Genomic DNA, 18,583 nt, shown 5'->3' with positions numbered 1-18,583 from the left:
TGGTCTGTAATCAGTTCTGCAAACAGAACAGCAAATACCGAACACTATTTTTTAATTCGTTCTTCGTTTTGTTTTACAAAAGCATCCCAACCAGAATAGCTTTTGCCAGCTACCACTTTTCCGGAATTGAAAAAGTGACAAACTGCAGCAGCTAAACCATCGGTGGAATCCAGATTTTTAGGTAACTCTTTCAGTCCTAAAAGCTGTTGCAGCATTTTAGCCACCTGTTCTTTACTGGCGTTTCCATTTCCGGTAATCGCCATTTTTATCTTCTTCGGTTCGTATTCTGTAATGGGAATCCCTCTCGAAAGTCCTGCTGCCATAGCCACACCTTGTGCACGACCTAATTTCAGCATCGATTGTACATTTTTACCAAAGAAAGGAGCTTCAATAGCAATTTCGTCCGGACAATGGGTTTCAATTAACTCGATGGTACGCTCAAATATGATTTTTAGTTTTTGATAATGATTGTCATATTTAGATAATTGTAATTCGTTAAGCTGAACGAATTCCATTTTTTTATTGATCACACGTATCAAACCGAAACCCATAATGGTTGTTCCGGGGTCAATTCCTAATATGATGCGTTCGTTAGCCAAAAGATTTATTTAAAGATTAAAGAACAAAAATTAAAGTTTTCGTTTCTTTGCAACAATGATTTCAATTCCTCACAAAACTAAGCAATTCCTCGTACTTCTAATCAAAATTCTGATTGTAGGTGGCGCCTTTTATTTTATTTACAACCAACTGGCGAATAACGACCAACTGGACTGGCAAAAATTCATCATTTTATTCAAAAAAAATCAATCGGTTTCAGGGATTCTTTTTATTCTGTCACTGAGTGTTTTGAATCGCTATTTTGAAATTCTAAAATGGCAAAATCTGGCACAGTACATTCGTAAAATTTCAGTATCCGAATCCACTCAGCAAGTGCTGGCAGCCTTAACAGCGGGATTATTTACACCAAACGGAGTAGGCGAATATGCCGGAAAAGCATTGTTTTTCAAAAAATCAGAAGCTAAAAAAGTGGTTTTCCTAAACCTAATTTGCAACGGAATCCAAATGGTTTTAACCGTGATTTTTGGATTATTTGGTTTACTGTATTTTAATTCTCTTTTTAATGTGATTACTCCAAGAACTGTTTTGCTACTTTTTGGAATATTGCTTGCTGTTATCGCTTTTCTTTTTTCGATAAAAAAAATAACAATTAAAGGCTATTCGATAGAAAAACTCATTCATAAAATCAAAGAAATTCCCAAAAACATTCATCAAAAAAATATCCTTTTAGGGACTTGCCGCTATCTTGTTTTTTCACATCAATACTATTTCCTGTTTTTAGCTTTTGATGTTCATTTGCCTTATCTCACGCTTATAGCGACCGTTGCCAGTGTTTACTTTTTAGCTTCCTCTTTACCTACTTTCCAGTTTTTAGACTTTGCCGTAAAAGGAAGTGTTGCCATTTATTTCTTTGGAATTTTAGGCGTAAACGAATGGATTGTGGTTTTCATTTCCACCTTGATGTGGTTTCTTAATGTCGTTATTCCTGTTATTATTGGGAGTTATTATGTGTTGAATTTCAAATCCGAAAAAATTGCATGATGTTTCTGCTAACCATCATATTGAGCGTATATGTAGCGAGCATTTTGCTTTTAATTTATGGGTTTACCAAAGTAAAAAACTATGATACTATTAGTTTAAAACCAAAGACCACTTTTACAATTGTAGTTCCTTTCCGGAATGAGGCAGAGAATTTACCTATTCTTTTAGAAAGTATTTCGAGAATGAATTATCCAATGGATTTGTTTGAAGTGGTTTTAGTAGATGACGATTCAGATTTCAGATTTCAGCTTTCAGACTTCAAATTTCAGATTTCCATAATCGACAATATTCGACTTTCCAATTCTCCTAAAAAAGATGCAATAACCACAGCCATAAAACAAATAAATACCGAATGGATTATTACCACCGATGCGGATTGTGTAGTTCCCAAAAACTGGCTTTTAAGTTTAGATAATTACATACAAACGCATCAAGTTGCTATGATTGCTGGAGCGGTGACTTATGAATGCAATAATTCTTTTTTACATCATTTTCAGCAACTAGACTTAGCTAGTCTGCAAGGAGCAACTATTGGCAGTTTCGGGATAGGAAAAGCTTTTATGTGTAATGGAGCTAATTTTGCTTACACCAAATCACTATTTGAAGTACTTAATGGTTTTGAAGGAAACAACAACATTGCCAGCGGCGACGATGTTTTTCTGCTTCAAAAAGCTATTAAACAATTTCCGGAAAAAGTGCATTATCTAAAATCTGAAAATAACATTGTTAGCACAAAACCTTTGGATGATTGGAAATCTTTATTTTACCAAAGAATCCGTTGGGCTTCTAAAACGAGTTCATATCAGAGTAATTTCGGAATTACTTTAGGATTAGTTGTATTTATAGGGAATTTTATTTTGGTTTTGAGTTATGCGTTATGGGTTGCGGATTTTATTCCATTTCTTAATATTTTTATATTATTCTGTTTAAAATTTACTATTGATAGTATTTTGATTTATAAAACCCATCAATTTTTAACCCAAAAGAAAATGCACTATTTGGTTTTAAGCAGTTTGTTGTATCCTTTTTTTAGTGCTGGAGTCGCTTTGTACTCCTTATTTGGAAAATACGAATGGAAAGGAAGACGGTTTTAGCCCTGATGGGAACGGCATCCTTTTATGCCGGTGTTCGGTATAAAAGATACAGTGGACAGCAGGAATAGCTTCTAAAACAACTATTCTACTTTAATAATAACAGGAAGAATAAATTGGGTTTTTACAGGAATCCCTTGTTTGATAGCCGGATTTACTTTAGGAAAATCAACCAATCGGGCATGCAAAATACTGTCAATTTTTATCGTGTCATAAGCAGCAGAATCTTTAGGAAACTGTGGTTCAAATTGCATTCTGGAATCCGGAAAAACAGTTACTTTGACTTCAATTGTATCCAATTCAGGATACAAAACAGACAGGGTGTCTACTTGTAATTTTTCCTGTATTAATTGGGTCAAATATTCAAAAAAACATTGTTTGCGTTGTATTTTATCTTCTAATTTATCGCAATCTGTAAAAGAAGGGTACTCATCTACTTCTTTCCAGTTAATGGCTTTCAGTTCTTTTTGTAATAATTCTTTTTCTGACGGCACTTGCTTCTCGAAGTATTGACAGGAAGCGATTAGAATAAAAAGTAAAAAAAAGTAATAATGCTTCAAGGTTTAGAATTTGAATTGGAACAATATTTTATAAAAATACAATTATTTTTTTTGAGATGCTTTGGAAAGCAAATAATCTTTAACTTTCTGTAATTTTATTTTTTTCAAAATTACTAAAAATTAATTTATGGATATTTTTCTACTAATATTAGGTTTAGCATGTATGTTTATTGGAATATTAGGCAGCTTTTTACCGGTGCTGCCAGGTATCAGCATCAGCTGGCTGGGAATTGCACTGCTTTATTTTACAAGTGCAATCCCGGTTAACTACTGGGTTTTAGGAATAAGCCTTCTGGTTGTAATTCTTTTTTCGATTGCTAATTATGTTTTACCTGCCAAAGGGACTAAGCGATTTGGCGGTAGTAAGGCAGGAATTTGGGGAACAAATATTGGACTTGTTGTTGGCTTATTAACTCCTATTCCGTTAGGATTTATAATTGGTCCGTTTTTAGGAGCATTGATTGGTGAGCTCTTTTTTGATTCAAAAAATACACAACAGGCACTAAGAGCTGCAACCGGATCTGTTTTAGCTATTTTAGCCTCAGGTTTTATTCAGTTTATGTTGTGCGTGATTTACTTTGGAATATTTATTTCCATTGTCTGGCGCTATAAAGAGATTCTTTTCTGACTAAAAATTTCAGCTGTAAAAAAGCCTTTCCGTTAAGAAAGGCTTTTTGCAAATTTATCTCGTTCTTAAAACGAGAGAACAGCTAATTAATAACAAAAAAAAAAGCGATTCATTTCTGAATCGCTTTTAACAATTTTTAGCGGTCTGGACGGGACTCGAACCCGTCTCGTCCCAAAGACGAGATGACAAGCATATCTTCTAACCTTGTATTAATTTTTGGATTGATGTTCTATTTAATTTTTTTAGTCGCTTTTCTTCAATTAAAGCTAGTTGTTTGGTTTCATATTCGTTTATGTAAACTAATGTCCAGTCATTAGCCCTCGATGTAAATTCACTTTTGCCTAATAAATGCGATTCTAATCTTCCTTTAACATTGGAAGTAAAACCTTTGTAGTAAACATCAAGACTTGCGGAGTATAAAATATAGACATAAAACATAATGCAATATAATAAAAAAAGCCTTTCCGTTAAGAAAGGCTTTTTGCAAATGCGGTCTGGACGGGACTCGAACCCGCGACCCCATGCGTGACAGGCATGTATTCTAACCAACTGAACTACCAAACCTCTGCTTTATTGCGAGTGCAAATATACAATATAATTTTATTTAAAAACAAGTGAGAAATAAAAAGAATACAAATATTTTTTTCATCACTAAATCCTAAGAAAAATGCTTAAAAGTCTTTAAAACAAAAAGGCTCCGACCCCGTCTCGTCCCAAAAGACGAGATGACAGGCATGCTTTATACCAATTATAAATAATTTGATTTTATTAAAAAAAGGAGGGATTAAAAGGGATCAAGTATAAAAGTATTTTAGAACAAAAATTCCTTTAAATCAAAAAAGCCATTCACAATTAAGTGAAAAGCTTTTCATTGGTCTAACTACTAAACCGCGGTTAGCGTTACAAAGGCTAACCAAACAACACAACTAGCTTTAAATACCGTATAGTGGAAAAAAAAGCCTTTCTGTTACGAAAGGCTTTCCCAATATTGCGGTCTGGACGGGACTCGAACCCGCGACCCCATGCGTGACAGGCATGTATTCTAACCAACTGAACTACCAAACCTCTGCTTTATTGCGGTGGCAAAGATACAATAGATTTCTGTTTACACAAGTGTTTTTATTAAAAATAATAATATTTTTTTTCACCCATTACCCAAAGTTATGTTTTTCAGTTAAATAGGTTAATATTATTTTTTCAAAATCCTCTCCTACATTTGCAGGAACGTACTTAATTTTGTTTTGAGCACAACTCATAGCAAGTTTTTTAAAGTATAATGCTACTTGTTGTTCATATGCTGACTTAACATTTTCGGCAAAAACTGAAATTTCATCCCCTGTTTCAACATCAATAAATTTTCGGGGCGCATTGTCAAAATCAAAACTGAATTCTGTCTTCCCGTCAAAAACATGAAACAAAATTACTTTATGTTTGTTGTGTTTTAAATGCTGCAAAGCACTTAACAACTTATCCTCATCCGCTGTTTGAAACATATCTGTAAACAGAATAATCATCGAACGACGATGCATTTTCTCTGCTATCTGATGCAAATAAGTAATTGTATCAGTACTTTTTTTGACAACTGATTCTTTTAAAACATTTTCAAGTGCATTTAAAATCATCCGATGATGCCTGTCACTTCCCTTTTCAGGAGCATAATATTCGTAAGTATCCGAAAAAACACTTAGGCCTACTGCATCTCTTTGTTTCTTTAAAAGATTCATCAAAACAGCTGAAGCCAAAACCGAAAACCCTATTTTAGTTTCATAAAAATGCTGACTCCCTTTTAATTTGGGAAAATGCATGGAAGAGGAGTTATCGATGATAATATGACAACGCAGGTTAGTTTCTTCCTCAAATTGTTTGGTATACAATCGATCTGTTTTTGCAAAAAGCTTCCAGTCAATATGCTTGGTGCTTTCGCCCACATTATAAACTTTATGTTCTGCAAACTCAGCTGAAAATCCGTGAAACGGACTCTTATGCATACCCGAAATAAAACCTTCCACAACCTGATTAGCCAACAATTCTAAATGTTGAAAACTGGATATTTTTTCTATTTGTGATTCTATCTTCATCTCTCAAATGTATTAAAAAGATAATAGATAACAGAGAAAAGATGACAGATTCTCTAAACTCTTCCAAACAAAAAAAAGGCTTGACTTTCGTCAAACCTTTTTCTCATATAAATTATAATCTTACGATTACAACAAAGCGTCTAAACTATCTGCGTAAGTTTGTTTCGGAGCAACTCCTACTTGTTTCCCTACGACTTCTCCGTTATGAAAAACCAATACTGTAGGTATGTTTCTCACTCCGTATTTTGCAGCAAATTCCTGGTTTGCATCAACATCAACTTTCCCTACCACAACTTTTCCGTCGTATTCAGTACTCAATTCGTCAATGATTGGACCAACCATTCTACATGGTCCACACCATGCTGCCCAAAAATCTACCATTACAGGTTTATCTGATTTTAAAACTACTTCTTCAAAAGTAGCGTCTGTTATTGCTAATGCCATATTTCTTTATTTAAAGTTTATAAATCTAACGTCTAATTCCTTAAACACTATGCAAATTTAGAAATTAAAAACCAACAAAACACCATTCCAAAATTAGTTTTGGCTATTAATGTATTGTTAATTATTATTAGCAGCTATTCCTGCTGTTCACTATATCTTTCCGGCCGAACCCCGGCCAGAAAGGATGCCGTTTCCATCAGGGCTAGGATTTAGCGGTTTAATTCAACTTAAAATTTACCTGCATTTTCTCTAATTCCTGCAACAATTCATTAGATATTTTAATTTTCAACCTTCGGCTTGGCATACTTAATTTGGTTACAACCTTTACTTCTTCAACCTCAGTAACCTGAACGGCTTTATTTTCGGAAATATCCGAAACCTCCATATCTTCACTTTCATCTTCAAAAACAACTTCTTCGTTTTCCTCAGCACTGGTGGTTTCAATCAGTTTTTTGATTTTCTCTATTTCCATCACCTCAAAAGTCACCTGATTATCTCCTTTATTTTCACTAAAAAGACGGCTTAGTTTATGAATAAATTCCGGTTGCAAATCCTTAATATTGAGCAATACAATTAATTTTTTAGCCAGAGCCTCTAACACATCCTGCAATTGTTTTATCTCGACAAATTGAATTCTCGGATCTCCTTTTTTTCCTGTATCCTGATTCATCCAGCCTTCCTTGACCGTTAGTTTTATAAATGTAAAATTGTTCTGAATTAAGAAATGACGAAATTTTAAATATTCTTCACCAAAAATCCTAAACTCATAACTCTCATCATAACCTTCCAGTGAAAACATCCCCCAACCCTTACCATTTTTAGCCACTCGATGCTGGACATCATTAATGATTCCGCCAAAAGTGAGTGTTTTACCCACATAAGCTTCTAAGTTTTTAAGCGCTTCCAGCTTCGCATTACAAAAATATTTCATCTCAAATCTAAAATCATCCAGCGGATGACCGGAGATATAAATCCCAACCACCTCCTTCTCTTTAGCCAGTTTTTCCATCGTACTCCAGTCTTCACAAGGCGGAACAACAGGCTCGGCAATTTGCACTTCACTGGTTTCACCAAACAAACTCACCTGAGACGAATTTTCATTTTCCTGAAACTTAGAACCGTACCGGATTGCTTTCTCATAAAAAGTCACCCCGTCACCTTCATCATGAAAATATTGGGCTCTGGTAGTTCCTTCAAAAGCATCAAAACCACCGGCTAAAGCCAGATTTTCAATCGCTTTCTTATTGGCTGCACGCAAATCTATTCGTTTAGCCAAATCAAAAATTGATTTGTATTTGCCGTTTTTTCTGTTCTCCACTATCGTTTCCACCGCTCCGGCTCCTACTCCTTTAATCGCTCCCATTCCAAAACGAACCGCATAATCATCATTTACAGTAAATTTATAATAGGATTCATTCACGCATGGTCCTAAAACCTGCAAGCCCATTCGTTTACATTCTTCCATAAAAAAGGAAACCTGCTTGATATCATTCATATTATTTGAAAGTACCGCTGCCATATATTCTGCCGGATAATGAGCTTTTAAATAAGCTGTTTGATATGCAATCCAGGCATAACAGGTAGAGTGCGATTTATTAAAAGCATAACTCGCAAAAGCTTCCCAGTCTTTCCAGATTTTCTCCAGAATTTTGGCATCATGCCCTTTTTCAGAAGCCTGTTCAACGAATTTAGGCTTCATTTTATCCAGTACATCCTTCTGTTTTTTACCCATGGCCTTACGCAATACGTCGGCTTCACCTTTAGTAAATCCGGCTAACGATTGGGACAAAAGCATTACCTGCTCCTGGTACACCGTAATTCCGTAAGTTTCTCCTAAATATTCTTCGCAGGCATCAAGATCGTATTTAATTTCCTCTTCTCCGTTTTTTCTTCTGACAAAAGAAGGAATATATTCTAAAGGTCCCGGTCGGTACAAAGCATTCATCGCAATCAAATCCCCAAAAACTGTTGGTTTTAGGTCCTTCATGTATTTTTGCATTCCGGGTGATTCGTATTGGAATATACCGACTGTTTCTCCTCTTTGGAAAAGCGCATAAGTTGCTTCATCATCAATCGGGAAGTTGTCCGGATTTAATTCAATTCCTGTTCTATACTTAACCAGTTTTACAGTATCTTTTATCAAAGTTAGGGTCTTCAGACCCAGAAAGTCCATTTTCAGTAATCCAGCACTTTCCGCAACCGAGTTATCAAACTGGGTAACATATAAATCGGAATCTTTAGCTGTAGTTACCGGAACATAATTGGTAATATCCGAAGGCGTGATAATAACTCCACAGGCATGAATACCCGTATTTCGCATCGAACCTTCCAAAATCTTCGCCTGCTGAATCGTCTCTCCAGCCAAATCATCTTCATTGGCAATTCCGATTAATTGTTTTACAAGTTCAAATTCATCGGCACCTTTTAATGCTTTTTTAACCTCATCTTCTGATTCAGAAAGGAAACGAGCCAGATTCCACTTACCCGGCATCATAGCCGGAATCAATTTGGCAATTCTATCCGCTTCAAAAAGTGGTAAATCCAGCACACGTGCCGTATCACGAATAGCTGATTTGGTTGCCATTTTACCATAAGTGATAATCTGCGCCACCTGATTGGCCCCGTATTTTTTAATTACATAATCCATTACACGACCACGACCTTCATCATCAAAATCAATATCGATATCGGGCATGGACACACGATCCGGATTCAGGAAACGCTCAAAAAGCAAATCATACTTAATAGGGTCAATATTTGTAATTCCGAGACAATAAGCAACCGCCGAACCCGCTGCCGATCCACGACCCGGACCTACCGAAACATCCATTTTTCGAGCTTCGGCAATGAAATCCTGTACAATCAGGAAATAACCCGGATAACCCGAATTGGAAATTGTAAGTAATTCAAAATCCAATCGTTCCTGAATATCGGGAGTAATATCGCCATAGCGTCTTTTAGCTCCTTCCATGGTTAAATGCCTCAAATAAGCATTTTCTCCTCGTACACCATTATCTTTTTCATCTTCAGGATCCACAAACTCCTGAGGAATATCATATTTAGGAAGCAATACATCCCGGTAAAGAGAGTAAATTTCGACCTTATCCACAATATCCTGAATATTAATTACAGCCTCAGGTAAATCGGCAAAGAGATTTTTCATCTCATCACCCGACTTATAATAATATTCCTGATTAGGCAAACCGTAGCGATAACCACGTCCACGACCAATTGGCGTTGCTTGTTTTTCACCATCTTTTACACACAATAAAATATCGTGCGCATTAGCATCCTCTTTATTTAAATAATAGGTATTATTAGTTGCAATTAACTTTACGTCATGTTTTTTAGCAAATTCAATCAAGGTTTTATTCACCCTGTTTTCATCTTCCTGATTGTGGCGCATGATTTCAAGATAGAAATCATCTCCAAACTGTTCTTTCCACCAAATTAAAGCTTCTTCGGCTTGGTTTTCTCCAATATTCAGAATTTTACTCGGAATCTCTCCGTATAAATTCCCCGACAAAACCATGATGTCTTCCTTGTACTTTTCAACTACGACTCTATCAATTCGAGGAACGTAATAAAAACCATCTACATAAGCAATGGATGCCATTTTAGCCAAATTATGGTAGCCTTTTTTATTTTTTGCCAACAAAACCACTTGATATCCATTATCTTTTTTGGACTTATCGGTATGGTTTTCACAAATATTAAACTCGCAGCCTACAATAGGTTTTATTTCAGTTTCTGTTGGCTCTTCTCCGGCTTCCACCAAAGCTTTATTTTTAGCCGAAGCTCCTTTGTTGTGATTCATCACTGCACTCACAAAATGAAAAGCCCCCATCATGTTTCCAGTATCGGTCATTGCAACGGCTGGAAAACCATTTTTAGCGGTAGCTGAAACTAACGGCCCTATTCCAATTGTGGATTGTAAAACCGAAAACTGCGTATGATTGTGCAAATGAGCAAACTTAGCCGCTGAAAAATCTCTTTTATCCGCTGCCGAAATAGTAGTTTGCGAAACGTTTTGTTGCGTTTTTTTCAGCTGCTCCCGAATTTTATCCGAAGCCGCTTTTAAATTGATATGTTTTAATCCGATGAGCTGAATCTCTTTCGGATTCTTATTTTGAAAATCCTGAAAATAAGAAGCCGGAACGTCCAGTTCTTCCTTAGTAAAAACTTCTCTTTTAATTAATTCTAAGAAACAACGCGTAGTTGCCTCCACATCGGCTGTGGCATTATGCGCTTCCGCAAAAGGAACGTTGAATAAATATTCGTGTAACTCTGTTAAAGTAGGTAACTTGAATTTTCCCCCACGACCTCCGGGCAATTTCAACAAATTAGCTGTTACCTCAGTACAGGTATCCAAAACCGGCATCGAATCCATAGGCGAATCGACTCCCATTCTGTAAAACTCCGCTCCCATAATATTAATATCAAAACCTAAGTTCTGACCCACAATAAATTTGGCTTTACCTAATGCAATATTAAATTTTTCTAAAACTTCACTCAAAGAAATCCCATCAGCTTCTGCTAATTCAGTTGAAATTCCGTGAATACGTTCGGCATCATAAGGAATATTAAATCCTTCTGGTTTGACCAAATAATCCTGATGTTCGATAAGACTTCCCATCTCATCATGCAACTGCCAGGCAATTTGTATACATCTTGGCCAGTTATCAGAATCGGTTATCGGAGCATTCCAGTTTTTTGGCAATCCGGTTGTTTCTGTATCGAATATTAAATACATAGCTGTAAATGAAGGAGTTAAAATTCTGCAATATCACAAAATAAGAATTCCAAATTTAGTTATTTTTTTAGAGGTAAATAAGGGGAAGTTATCAACAAAAAATACAAAACTAAAATTATTCAACCAGCTGATTGAATTTTTCAACCATAGCATTACCTCTTTCAGTTTTTCCGGTTTTTAGCAATGCATTACCAAATCGATAATAGTACATTGCTTCTAAATCACTGCTCAGCGCAAACAACTCTTCATACCATTTGACAGCTTTGTCCATCTGATCTTTAAAATAATAATAATCAGCTACTTTTTTCACCATAAAAGCTGATTTATACCCTTTTTCGAGTACCCGTTCATAGACATCAGCAACATTTATCAGGATAAAATCTCTGTTCTCTGCCTTCGTTTCCGTTTTAACAGGTACAGTTTCTATTTTAGCAATTTTTCCAATTACCAACGCTAGGGATTCCTGGTCTATTTCGGCATTATTCGAAATTTCAATATTTCTGCTTTCAATACTAATTTCAAGAAGACTGGTAGGCTCCCTGTTTTTATCAGAAACTGAACTCATGTTTCTTGTTTCTATATAGTAACGCCTCTTATAACTTTTATCTTTATAGACCGGAGTAATAATTCTAATATTATCAGGACCTAAATCAACCTTATTAATCAAACTTAAATCAGATACTGTATAACGGGTAGTAGTTCCGCCAAAAGTCATTTTTACAATCTCTTCCACCTTATAATACAAGACATTTTTAGTTTCAATGGTACTGTAAACAGTACGTATCTGACTAGAAATCTGAAAAGAATTCAGGATACTTACGACCATCAATGAAAATTTAGCCGTCTTTAGTAAAAATTGATAATTATGAAAGATATTCCCGAACATTTTTAAAGTTTTAAACTACAAAGATAAACCTTATGAAACACATAGCTGTTTATAATTTAACCACAAAAGAATATTAAAATGAACTACTTAATTAACTTTTATGTTTTTTTGGTTGTCGTAATATTTTATCGAAATAATTTCAGAAATAAAAAAGATAATCGACTGATTTATTTTCAAATATAAAAAACACTACAGCTAACGTCTTCCTTCTCCAAACATTAATTATTTCTACGTTTTCAGTTCTATATTTAACATTTTATTAAACATAAACAAACATTTCTTTATAAAAACCTAAAAATTCACAAAACATAATCCCGTTCAAAATTGTTACAAACACAACTTAATAAATAAAAACAGAACTAAAAAAAAACTAACCCTCTAATACCCAAGCAGGCAAAACAAAAGCCTATAATCTTATTAATAAAGTTTGGGTATCGTATATAATCAATAATATTAATTGAAAACATGATTTCATTTTTATACTTTTGCGTTCTTGTTACCACCCTCTTCAAAAACAGGGCAGTACAAAACACAGAAATACACTAAAAAAAATTAAAAAATGAGTAAGACATTATTTGACAAAGTATGGGATTCGCATGTTGTGCGTAAAATTGAAGACGGACCAGATGTGTTTTTTATTGATCGTCATTTCATCCATGAAGTTACCAGCCCGGTAGCTTTTCTGGGGCTAAAATCAAGAGGCGTTTCAGTTTTATATCCTGAACGTACATTTGCAACTGCCGATCACAATACACCTACCATTAACCAGCACTTACCTGTTGAAGATGCTTTATCTGCTAATCAATTAAAAGCTTTAGAGACAAACGCAGCTGAATACGGAATTTCTCACTGGGGGTTAGGTCATCAAAAAAATGGAATTGTACACGTGGTAGGTCCTGAAAACGGAATTACTTTACCAGGCGCTACAATTGTATGTGGAGATTCACATACTTCTACTCATGGTGCTTTTGGTGCTATTGCTTTCGGTATTGGTACTTCAGAAGTAGAAATGGTTCTTTCTACTCAATGTATCATGCAGCCAAAGCCTAAAAAAATGCGTATTAACGTAAATGGCAAACTAAGTAAAGGTGTTGGACCAAAAGACGTTGCGCTTTACATCATCTCTCAATTAACTACTTCAGGAGGTACAGGTTATTTTGTTGAGTACGCTGGAAATGTTTTTGAAGAAATGACAATGGAAGGACGTATGACCGTTTGTAACCTTTCTATCGAAATGGGTGCTCGTGGAGGTATGATTGCTCCTGACCAAAAAACATTTGATTACTTAGAAGGCAGACTACACGCTCCTAAAGGTGAAGCCTGGACGAAAGCCGTAGAATACTGGAAAACTTTAAAGACCGATGATAATGCAGTATTTGATGCTGAATTAAATATCAATGCTGAAGATATTGAACCAATGATTACTTATGGTACTAATCCTGGTATGGGAATTGGTATTTCTAAACATATTCCAGCTGCCAATCAAGTTGAAGGTGGTGAAGAAACTTATAAAAAATCATTAGCTTACATGGGCTTTGAAGAAGATGATGTAATGATTGGAAAACCAATTGATTATGTTTTCTTAGGAAGCTGTACTAATGGTCGTATTGAAGATTTCAGAGCTTTTGCTGAAATTGTAAAAGGCCGTAAAAAAGCAGATAACGTTACGGCTTGGTTAGTTCCTGGTTCTCACGTTGTGGAAGCTCAAATTAAAGAAGAAGGAATCTTAGATATCCTTACCGAAGCCGGATTCGTATTGCGTCAACCTGGTTGTTCAGCTTGTCTAGCTATGAATGATGATAAAGTTCCTGCCGGGAAATATGCAGTAAGTACTTCTAACAGAAACTTCGAAGGTCGTCAGGGTCCAGGTTCCAGAACTTTGTTAGCTTCTCCAATTATGGCAGCAGCAGCAGCAGTTACTGGTAAATTGACTGACCCAAGAGATTTATTGTAATTGAATTTCAATAGCAATAACAATTTCAAAAAAGAATTAAAAATAAAAAGGTTTTAATTATTCATGGTTTATTTTCTTAACAGAAAATCGGAATTCTAAAATCTAAAATCTAATAAAATGGCATACGATAAATTTAATATACTTACCAGTAGTGCAGTGCCACTACCGATAGAAAACGTAGATACTGATCAAATCATTCCGGCTCGTTTCCTGAAAGCTACAAAACGTGAAGGTTTTGGAGACAACCTTTTCAGAGACTGGAGATACAATGGAGACGGAACCCCTAAAGCGGATTTCGTATTAAACAATCCAACTTACAGCGGAAAAATCCTTGTAGGCGGAAAAAACTTTGGTTCCGGTTCTTCTCGTGAGCACGCTGCCTGGGCAGTTTATGATTACGGATTCCGTGCAGTAGTTTCTTCTTTCTTTGCTGATATTTTCAAAGGAAACTGTTTAAATATTGGTGTTTTACCAGTACAGGTTTCTCCTGAATTTTCTGCAAAAATCTTTGCTGCTATCGAAGCTGATCCTAATACTGAATTAGAAATCAATTTACCGGAGCAAACAATTACATTAAAAGCTACAGGTGAAAAAGAATCTTTTGATATCAACGGATACAAAAAGAACAATATGTTAAACGGATTTGATGATATCGATTATTTACAAAATATCAAAGAAGAGATTGTAAGCTTTGCTGACAAATTGCCTTACTAAAACAAAAAATATTCTATAAAAATGCAGCTGCTAAAGCAACCTTTCCAGGATTGTGACTAGCAGCTGCTTTTAGCGTTTTATTAAAACACACCATAATAATGATTTCAACATAATGAAATCAAAACCTTTTTTAGCATCAAATTTATAATGGGAAAAAGAAAAATTGAAATAATGGATACGACACTTCGTGATGGCGAACAAACCTCAGGAGTATCATTTTCTGCTGCAGAAAAACTAACCATTGCCCAATTATTACTGGAAGAATTACATGTTGACCGTATCGAAATTGCTTCGGCTCGCGTAAGCGAAGGAGAATTTGAAGGCGTTAAAGGAATTATGACCTGGGCAGAAACCAAAGGATATGCCAATAAAATTGAAGTTTTAACATTTGTTGACAAAGGGCTTTCAATTGAATGGATGAAAAAATCAGGTGCTAAAGTTCAAAATCTTTTAACTAAAGGTTCTTTGAATCACCTTACACATCAATTAAAAAAAACTCCTGAGCAACATTTTGAAGAAATATCCGAAAGCATTGCCTTAGCTCATAAAAACGGAATTGAAACCAATGTTTATTTAGAAGACTGGAGTAACGGCATGCGTAATTCCCCGGAATATGTGTATCAATATTTAGATTTCATCAGCACTCAGCCGGTAAAAAGAATACTCCTTCCCGACACTTTAGGAGTACTTATCCCTTCGGAAACTTTTGAATTTATTTCTAAAATTACTCAGAAATATCCAGATATACATTTTGATTTTCATGCGCATAACGATTATGATTTAAGTGTAGCAAATGTAATGGAAGCACTGAAAGCAGGTATTCACGGATTACACGTTACAGTGAACGGAATGGGAGAACGCGCAGGAAATGCACCTTTAGCCAGCACCATTGCTGTAATCAACGATTTTATGCCTGAGATTGAAATTGGAGTAAAAGAAACCTCTTTATATTCAGTCAGTAAACTAGTCGAAACTTTTACAGGATACAGAATCCCGGCCAACAAACCTATTGTCGGAGATAACGTTTTTACCCAAACAGCAGGAATTCATGCGGATGGAGACAATAAAAATAATTTATATTTTAATGATTTATTGCCCGAGCGTTTTGGAAGAAAAAGAAAATATGCTTTAGGAAAGACTTCCGGAAAAGCTAATATTGAAAAAAATCTTCAGGAATTAGGATTGCAATTAAATCAGGAAGATTTAAAACTGGTTACCCAAAGAATCATCGAATTAGGTGACAAAAAAGAAACAGTTACCAAAGAAGATTTACCATATATCATTTCTGATGTTTTAGATAGCCACACTTATCAAGAAAAAATCACGGTAGAATCCTATTTATTATCTCACGCCAAAGGAATGCGCCCTTCAACAACTATTTGCCTCAAAATTGACGGACAAATTATAGAAGAACATGCTCAAGGCGATGGTCAGTTTGATGCTTTTATGAATGCTTTAGCCAAAGTATATAAAACAAAAAAAATGACTTTACCTAAACTGGTTGATTACGCAGTCAGAATCCCACCCGGAAGTAGTTCGGATGCTTTATGCGAAACCATCATCACATGGTTAAACGACGGAAAAGAATTCAAAACCAGAGGATTGGACTCGGATCAAACCGTTGCTGCTATCATTGCCACTCAAAAAATGCTTAATGTAGTAGCTGTTTAAAATAAAAAAAACAATTAAATTAATATAAATACAAAATAATGAAGTTAAATATCGCACTTTTAGCAGGGGACGGAATCGGACCGGAAGTAATTGATCAGGCAGTTAAAGTATCAGATGCAATTGCACAAAAATTTGGACATGAAATCACATGGAAACCAGCTTTAACCGGTGCCGCAGCTATTGACGCTGTAGGCGAACCTTACCCTGATGAAACACACGAAGTTTGTAAAAATGCTGATGCTGTTTTATTTGGAGCAATTGGACACCCTAAATACGATAATGATCCTTCTGCGCCTGTACGTCCGGAACAGGGATTATTAAAAATGCGTAAAAAATTAGGCCTTTTTGCTAATGTACGTCCTACATTTACTTTCCCTTCTTTATTAGATAAATCTCCATTAAAAAGAGAAAGAATCGAAGGAACTGACTTAGTTTTCTTAAGAGAATTAACAGGTGGTATTTACTTTGGTGAAAAAGGAAGAAGAGACAACGGAGATACTGCTTTTGACAACTGTGTTTACACAAGAGAAGAAGTGCAGCGTTTAGCTAAAAAGGGATTTGAATTAGCAATGACTCGTTCTAAAAAATTATGCTGCGTAGATAAAGCTAACGTATTAGAAACATCTCGTTTATGGAGAGAAACGGTTCAGGCTATGGAAAAAGATTATCCGGAAGTAACGGTTTCTTATGAATTTGTTGATGCAGTTGCTATGCGTTTGGTACAATGGCCTAACTCTTATGATGTATTGATTACTGAAAATTTATTTGGAGATATCTTAACTGATGAAGCTTCTGTAATTTCAGGATCAATGGGATTAATGCCTTCTGCATCTATGGGAGCTGAAGTATCTTTGTTTGAGCCAATTCACGGATCTTACCCACAAGCAACCGGTTTAAACATTGCTAACCCAATGGCGACTGTTTTATCTGCTGCTATGATGTTTGAAAACTTCGGATTAATGGAAGAAGGAAAAGCAATGAGAGATGCTGTTAACAAAGCTTTAGAAGCTGGAGTTGTTACTGAAGACTTAGCTAATGGCGGAAAAGCTTACGGGACTAAAGAAGTTGGAGATTGGTTAGCTGCTAATATCTAATTCACTTCACAATACAATAAAAAAGGGGACAATGTAAATTGTCCCCTTTTTTTATATAAAGAAAAAAATATTAATATCCTCCTCTGTTTCCTCCGCGAGAATCACCTCCACGGTTGTTTCCGTAACCTCCGCGAGAATCACCTCCACGGTTGTTGTTAAAACTTCTTCTTTCACCTTCTGGTTTTGGCTCAGATTTATTAACAACAATTGCACGCCCCTGAACAGTAGCTCCGTTCAATTCATCAATTGCTTTTTGAGCTTCAGCATCAACTGGCATCTCAACAAAACCAAATCCTTTACTTCTTCCAGTAAATTTATCAGTAATAATCTTAACAGAATCAACTGCTCCATAAGCCTCAAAAGACTCTCTTAAATCTGCTTCCTCAATACTGAATGGAAGGCTTCCAACAAAAATATTCATATATACTTATTTATAATAATCTCACAAATGTAGTCTTATTTTTTTATAACCCACTATAAATAAGCTTATTTATATTTTTATTTGATTTTTTAAACAAAAGAAAATCAGACAAAACACAGAAGAAAGTAAAAACCAACAAAGTAGCCTTCAATATAAATTATTGTACTGTTACCGGAACTTTATAAAATACCCCATATTGAAAGTTCAAAGTAGGCCCTGCCAAAGGATTATCAAAAGTATTTTCTAAATTAAACTTGAAAGTTCCCGAAATAGTCTTATTCACATCATCATATTCTGTTATCTCAATTTGACCATTTCCAGTATCAGAATCAGGTGAACCAAGTGAACCGGACGAAAACATAATATCTTCTTTAGTTACCGGATCAGTCATGACATAGGTCGCCGTACTTGTAGGAGTCGTGCCAATAAAATATGTTCCTACAGCCACCGAATTTGTTTTCAGAGTGATAACTTCAGTTGCCGTGTAAGCTTCAATAATCAATAAACCTCCTGAATTTACTCTGGCTGTAGTCTGAACAGCTCTCCAGAAAACATTATCTTTCACCCCCTGAAACGCCGGATTATTGAATTTCACATCTTCCTGACAGGAAATTAATGAAAAGAATACAATCAAAAACAAAAATTGTTTTTTCATAAAACAAAAAATTTACCCACAAAAATAAACTATTA

General features: G+C 35.3%; 16 protein-coding genes and 2 tRNA genes. 7 read left to right on the top strand and 11 right to left on the bottom strand.

Annotated features, from left to right (window positions below; translation table 11 throughout):
- Positions 1–44: 44 nt before the first annotated feature.
- Entirely contained in the window at positions 45–599 is a 555-nt protein-coding gene (gene ruvC, locus ABS764_RS10065; protein WP_408081661.1) for a crossover junction endodeoxyribonuclease RuvC, read from the bottom strand.
- A 55-nt stretch (positions 600–654) separates the two neighbouring features.
- On the opposite strand from ruvC, the gene ABS764_RS10060 reads away from it, so the two are divergent.
- Together ABS764_RS10060 and ABS764_RS10055 are read left to right on the top strand one after the other, a co-directional pair.
- Complete coding sequence (locus ABS764_RS10060) at positions 655–1,599, top strand: hypothetical protein (RefSeq protein ID WP_408081660.1); 945 nt, start codon at positions 655–657, stop codon at positions 1,597–1,599.
- Positions 1,596–2,693: a glycosyltransferase family 2 protein gene (locus ABS764_RS10055; protein WP_408081659.1), complete on the top strand. Its 1,098-nt coding sequence runs from the start codon at positions 1,596–1,598 to the stop codon at positions 2,691–2,693. The genes ABS764_RS10060 and ABS764_RS10055 overlap by 4 nt, the downstream gene beginning before the upstream one ends.
- Positions 2,694–2,773: 80 nt before the next feature.
- Here ABS764_RS10055 and ABS764_RS10050 read toward each other — a convergent pair whose 3' ends face one another.
- Entirely contained in the window at positions 2,774–3,250 is a 477-nt protein-coding gene (locus ABS764_RS10050; protein WP_408081658.1) for a hypothetical protein, read from the bottom strand.
- 127 nt (positions 3,251–3,377) lie between these two features.
- Between ABS764_RS10050 and ABS764_RS10045 the strand changes: the two genes are divergently transcribed.
- Positions 3,378–3,878: a DUF456 domain-containing protein gene (locus ABS764_RS10045; RefSeq protein WP_408081657.1), complete on the top strand. Its 501-nt coding sequence runs from the start codon at positions 3,378–3,380 to the stop codon at positions 3,876–3,878.
- 198 nt (positions 3,879–4,076) lie between these two features.
- Here ABS764_RS10045 and ABS764_RS10040 read toward each other — a convergent pair whose 3' ends face one another.
- From ABS764_RS10040 to ABS764_RS10010, 7 genes are all read right to left on the bottom strand, one after another.
- Entirely contained in the window at positions 4,077–4,316 is a 240-nt protein-coding gene (locus ABS764_RS10040; RefSeq protein ID WP_408081656.1) for a GIY-YIG nuclease family protein, read from the bottom strand.
- Between the two features lie 52 nt (positions 4,317–4,368).
- A tRNA-Asp gene (locus ABS764_RS10035) sits at positions 4,369–4,442 on the bottom strand.
- Positions 4,443–4,869: 427 nt separating this feature from the next.
- Positions 4,870–4,943: transfer RNA gene (locus ABS764_RS10030), tRNA-Asp, on the bottom strand.
- Positions 4,944–5,029: 86 nt separating this feature from the next.
- On the bottom strand, positions 5,030–5,956 hold the full coding sequence (locus ABS764_RS10025; RefSeq protein WP_408081655.1) for a DUF58 domain-containing protein: 927 nt from the start codon (positions 5,954–5,956) through the stop codon (positions 5,030–5,032).
- A 126-nt stretch (positions 5,957–6,082) separates the two neighbouring features.
- Entirely contained in the window at positions 6,083–6,400 is a 318-nt protein-coding gene (gene trxA, locus ABS764_RS10020) for a thioredoxin (RefSeq protein WP_026708908.1), read from the bottom strand.
- Between the two features lie 217 nt (positions 6,401–6,617).
- Entirely contained in the window at positions 6,618–11,153 is a 4,536-nt protein-coding gene (dnaE, locus tag ABS764_RS10015; RefSeq protein ID WP_408081654.1) for a DNA polymerase III subunit alpha, read from the bottom strand.
- Positions 11,154–11,268: 115 nt separating this feature from the next.
- Positions 11,269–12,039, bottom strand: a complete 771-nt coding sequence (locus tag ABS764_RS10010; RefSeq protein WP_408081653.1) for a tetratricopeptide repeat protein — start codon at positions 12,037–12,039, stop codon at positions 11,269–11,271.
- A gap of 559 nt (positions 12,040–12,598) precedes the next feature.
- On the opposite strand from ABS764_RS10010, the gene leuC reads away from it, so the two are divergent.
- From leuC to leuB, 4 genes are all read left to right on the top strand, one after another.
- Positions 12,599–13,993: a 3-isopropylmalate dehydratase large subunit gene (gene leuC / locus ABS764_RS10005; RefSeq protein WP_408081652.1), complete on the top strand. Its 1,395-nt coding sequence runs from the start codon at positions 12,599–12,601 to the stop codon at positions 13,991–13,993.
- Positions 13,994–14,110: 117 nt separating this feature from the next.
- Positions 14,111–14,707: a 3-isopropylmalate dehydratase small subunit gene (gene leuD / locus ABS764_RS10000; RefSeq protein ID WP_408081651.1), complete on the top strand. Its 597-nt coding sequence runs from the start codon at positions 14,111–14,113 to the stop codon at positions 14,705–14,707.
- A 147-nt stretch (positions 14,708–14,854) separates the two neighbouring features.
- Complete coding sequence (locus ABS764_RS09995; RefSeq protein WP_408081650.1) at positions 14,855–16,378, top strand: alpha-isopropylmalate synthase regulatory domain-containing protein; 1,524 nt, start codon at positions 14,855–14,857, stop codon at positions 16,376–16,378.
- Between the two features lie 38 nt (positions 16,379–16,416).
- Positions 16,417–17,472, top strand: coding sequence for a 3-isopropylmalate dehydrogenase (leuB, locus tag ABS764_RS09990; RefSeq protein ID WP_408081649.1), 1,056 nt, complete (start codon positions 16,417–16,419; stop codon positions 17,470–17,472).
- A gap of 70 nt (positions 17,473–17,542) precedes the next feature.
- Here leuB and ABS764_RS09985 read toward each other — a convergent pair whose 3' ends face one another.
- The gene (locus ABS764_RS09985) at positions 17,543–17,893 is read right to left on the bottom strand and encodes an RNA recognition motif domain-containing protein (protein WP_408081648.1); all 351 of its coding nucleotides are present in this window, start codon (positions 17,891–17,893) and stop codon (positions 17,543–17,545) included.
- 157 nt (positions 17,894–18,050) lie between these two features.
- Positions 18,051–18,548 carry a DUF6252 family protein gene (locus tag ABS764_RS09980; protein WP_408081647.1) on the bottom strand — a complete coding sequence of 166 codons (498 nt, stop codon included), beginning with the start codon at positions 18,546–18,548 and terminating at the stop codon, positions 18,051–18,053.
- Between the last annotated feature and the right edge of the window lie 35 nt (positions 18,549–18,583).

Origin of the sequence: Flavobacterium plantiphilum, from assembly GCF_046000495.1 — a bacterium.
Lineage (GTDB): Bacteria > Bacteroidota > Bacteroidia > Flavobacteriales > Flavobacteriaceae > Flavobacterium > Flavobacterium plantiphilum.
The sequence above is the reverse complement of the archived record's forward strand: the minus strand, read 5'-3'. Positions and strand labels throughout refer to the sequence as shown.

Bases quoted from the DNA above. Each gene is read 5' to 3' on its own strand.
- ABS764_RS10060 (WP_408081660.1), top strand. From the start codon at position 655: ATGATTTCAATTCCTCACAAAACTAAGCAATTCCTCGTACTTCTAATC.
- ABS764_RS10055 (WP_408081659.1), top strand. From the start codon at position 1,596: ATGATGTTTCTGCTAACCATCATATTGAGCGTATATGTAGCGAGCATT.
- ABS764_RS10045 (WP_408081657.1), top strand. From the start codon at position 3,378: ATGGATATTTTTCTACTAATATTAGGTTTAGCATGTATGTTTATTGGA.
- ABS764_RS10040 (WP_408081656.1), bottom strand. From the start codon at position 4,316: ATGTTTTATGTCTATATTTTATACTCCGCAAGTCTTGATGTTTACTAC.
- ABS764_RS10025 (WP_408081655.1), bottom strand. From the start codon at position 5,956: ATGAAGATAGAATCACAAATAGAAAAAATATCCAGTTTTCAACATTTA.
- trxA (WP_026708908.1), bottom strand. From the start codon at position 6,400: ATGGCATTAGCAATAACAGACGCTACTTTTGAAGAAGTAGTTTTAAAA.
- dnaE (WP_408081654.1), bottom strand. From the start codon at position 11,153: ATGTATTTAATATTCGATACAGAAACAACCGGATTGCCAAAAAACTGG.
- ABS764_RS10010 (WP_408081653.1), bottom strand. From the start codon at position 12,039: ATGTTCGGGAATATCTTTCATAATTATCAATTTTTACTAAAGACGGCT.
- leuC (WP_408081652.1), top strand. From the start codon at position 12,599: ATGAGTAAGACATTATTTGACAAAGTATGGGATTCGCATGTTGTGCGT.
- leuD (WP_408081651.1), top strand. From the start codon at position 14,111: ATGGCATACGATAAATTTAATATACTTACCAGTAGTGCAGTGCCACTA.
- ABS764_RS09995 (WP_408081650.1), top strand. From the start codon at position 14,855: ATGGGAAAAAGAAAAATTGAAATAATGGATACGACACTTCGTGATGGC.
- leuB (WP_408081649.1), top strand. From the start codon at position 16,417: ATGAAGTTAAATATCGCACTTTTAGCAGGGGACGGAATCGGACCGGAA.
- ABS764_RS09985 (WP_408081648.1), bottom strand. From the start codon at position 17,893: ATGAATATTTTTGTTGGAAGCCTTCCATTCAGTATTGAGGAAGCAGAT.
- ABS764_RS09980 (WP_408081647.1), bottom strand. From the start codon at position 18,548: ATGAAAAAACAATTTTTGTTTTTGATTGTATTCTTTTCATTAATTTCC.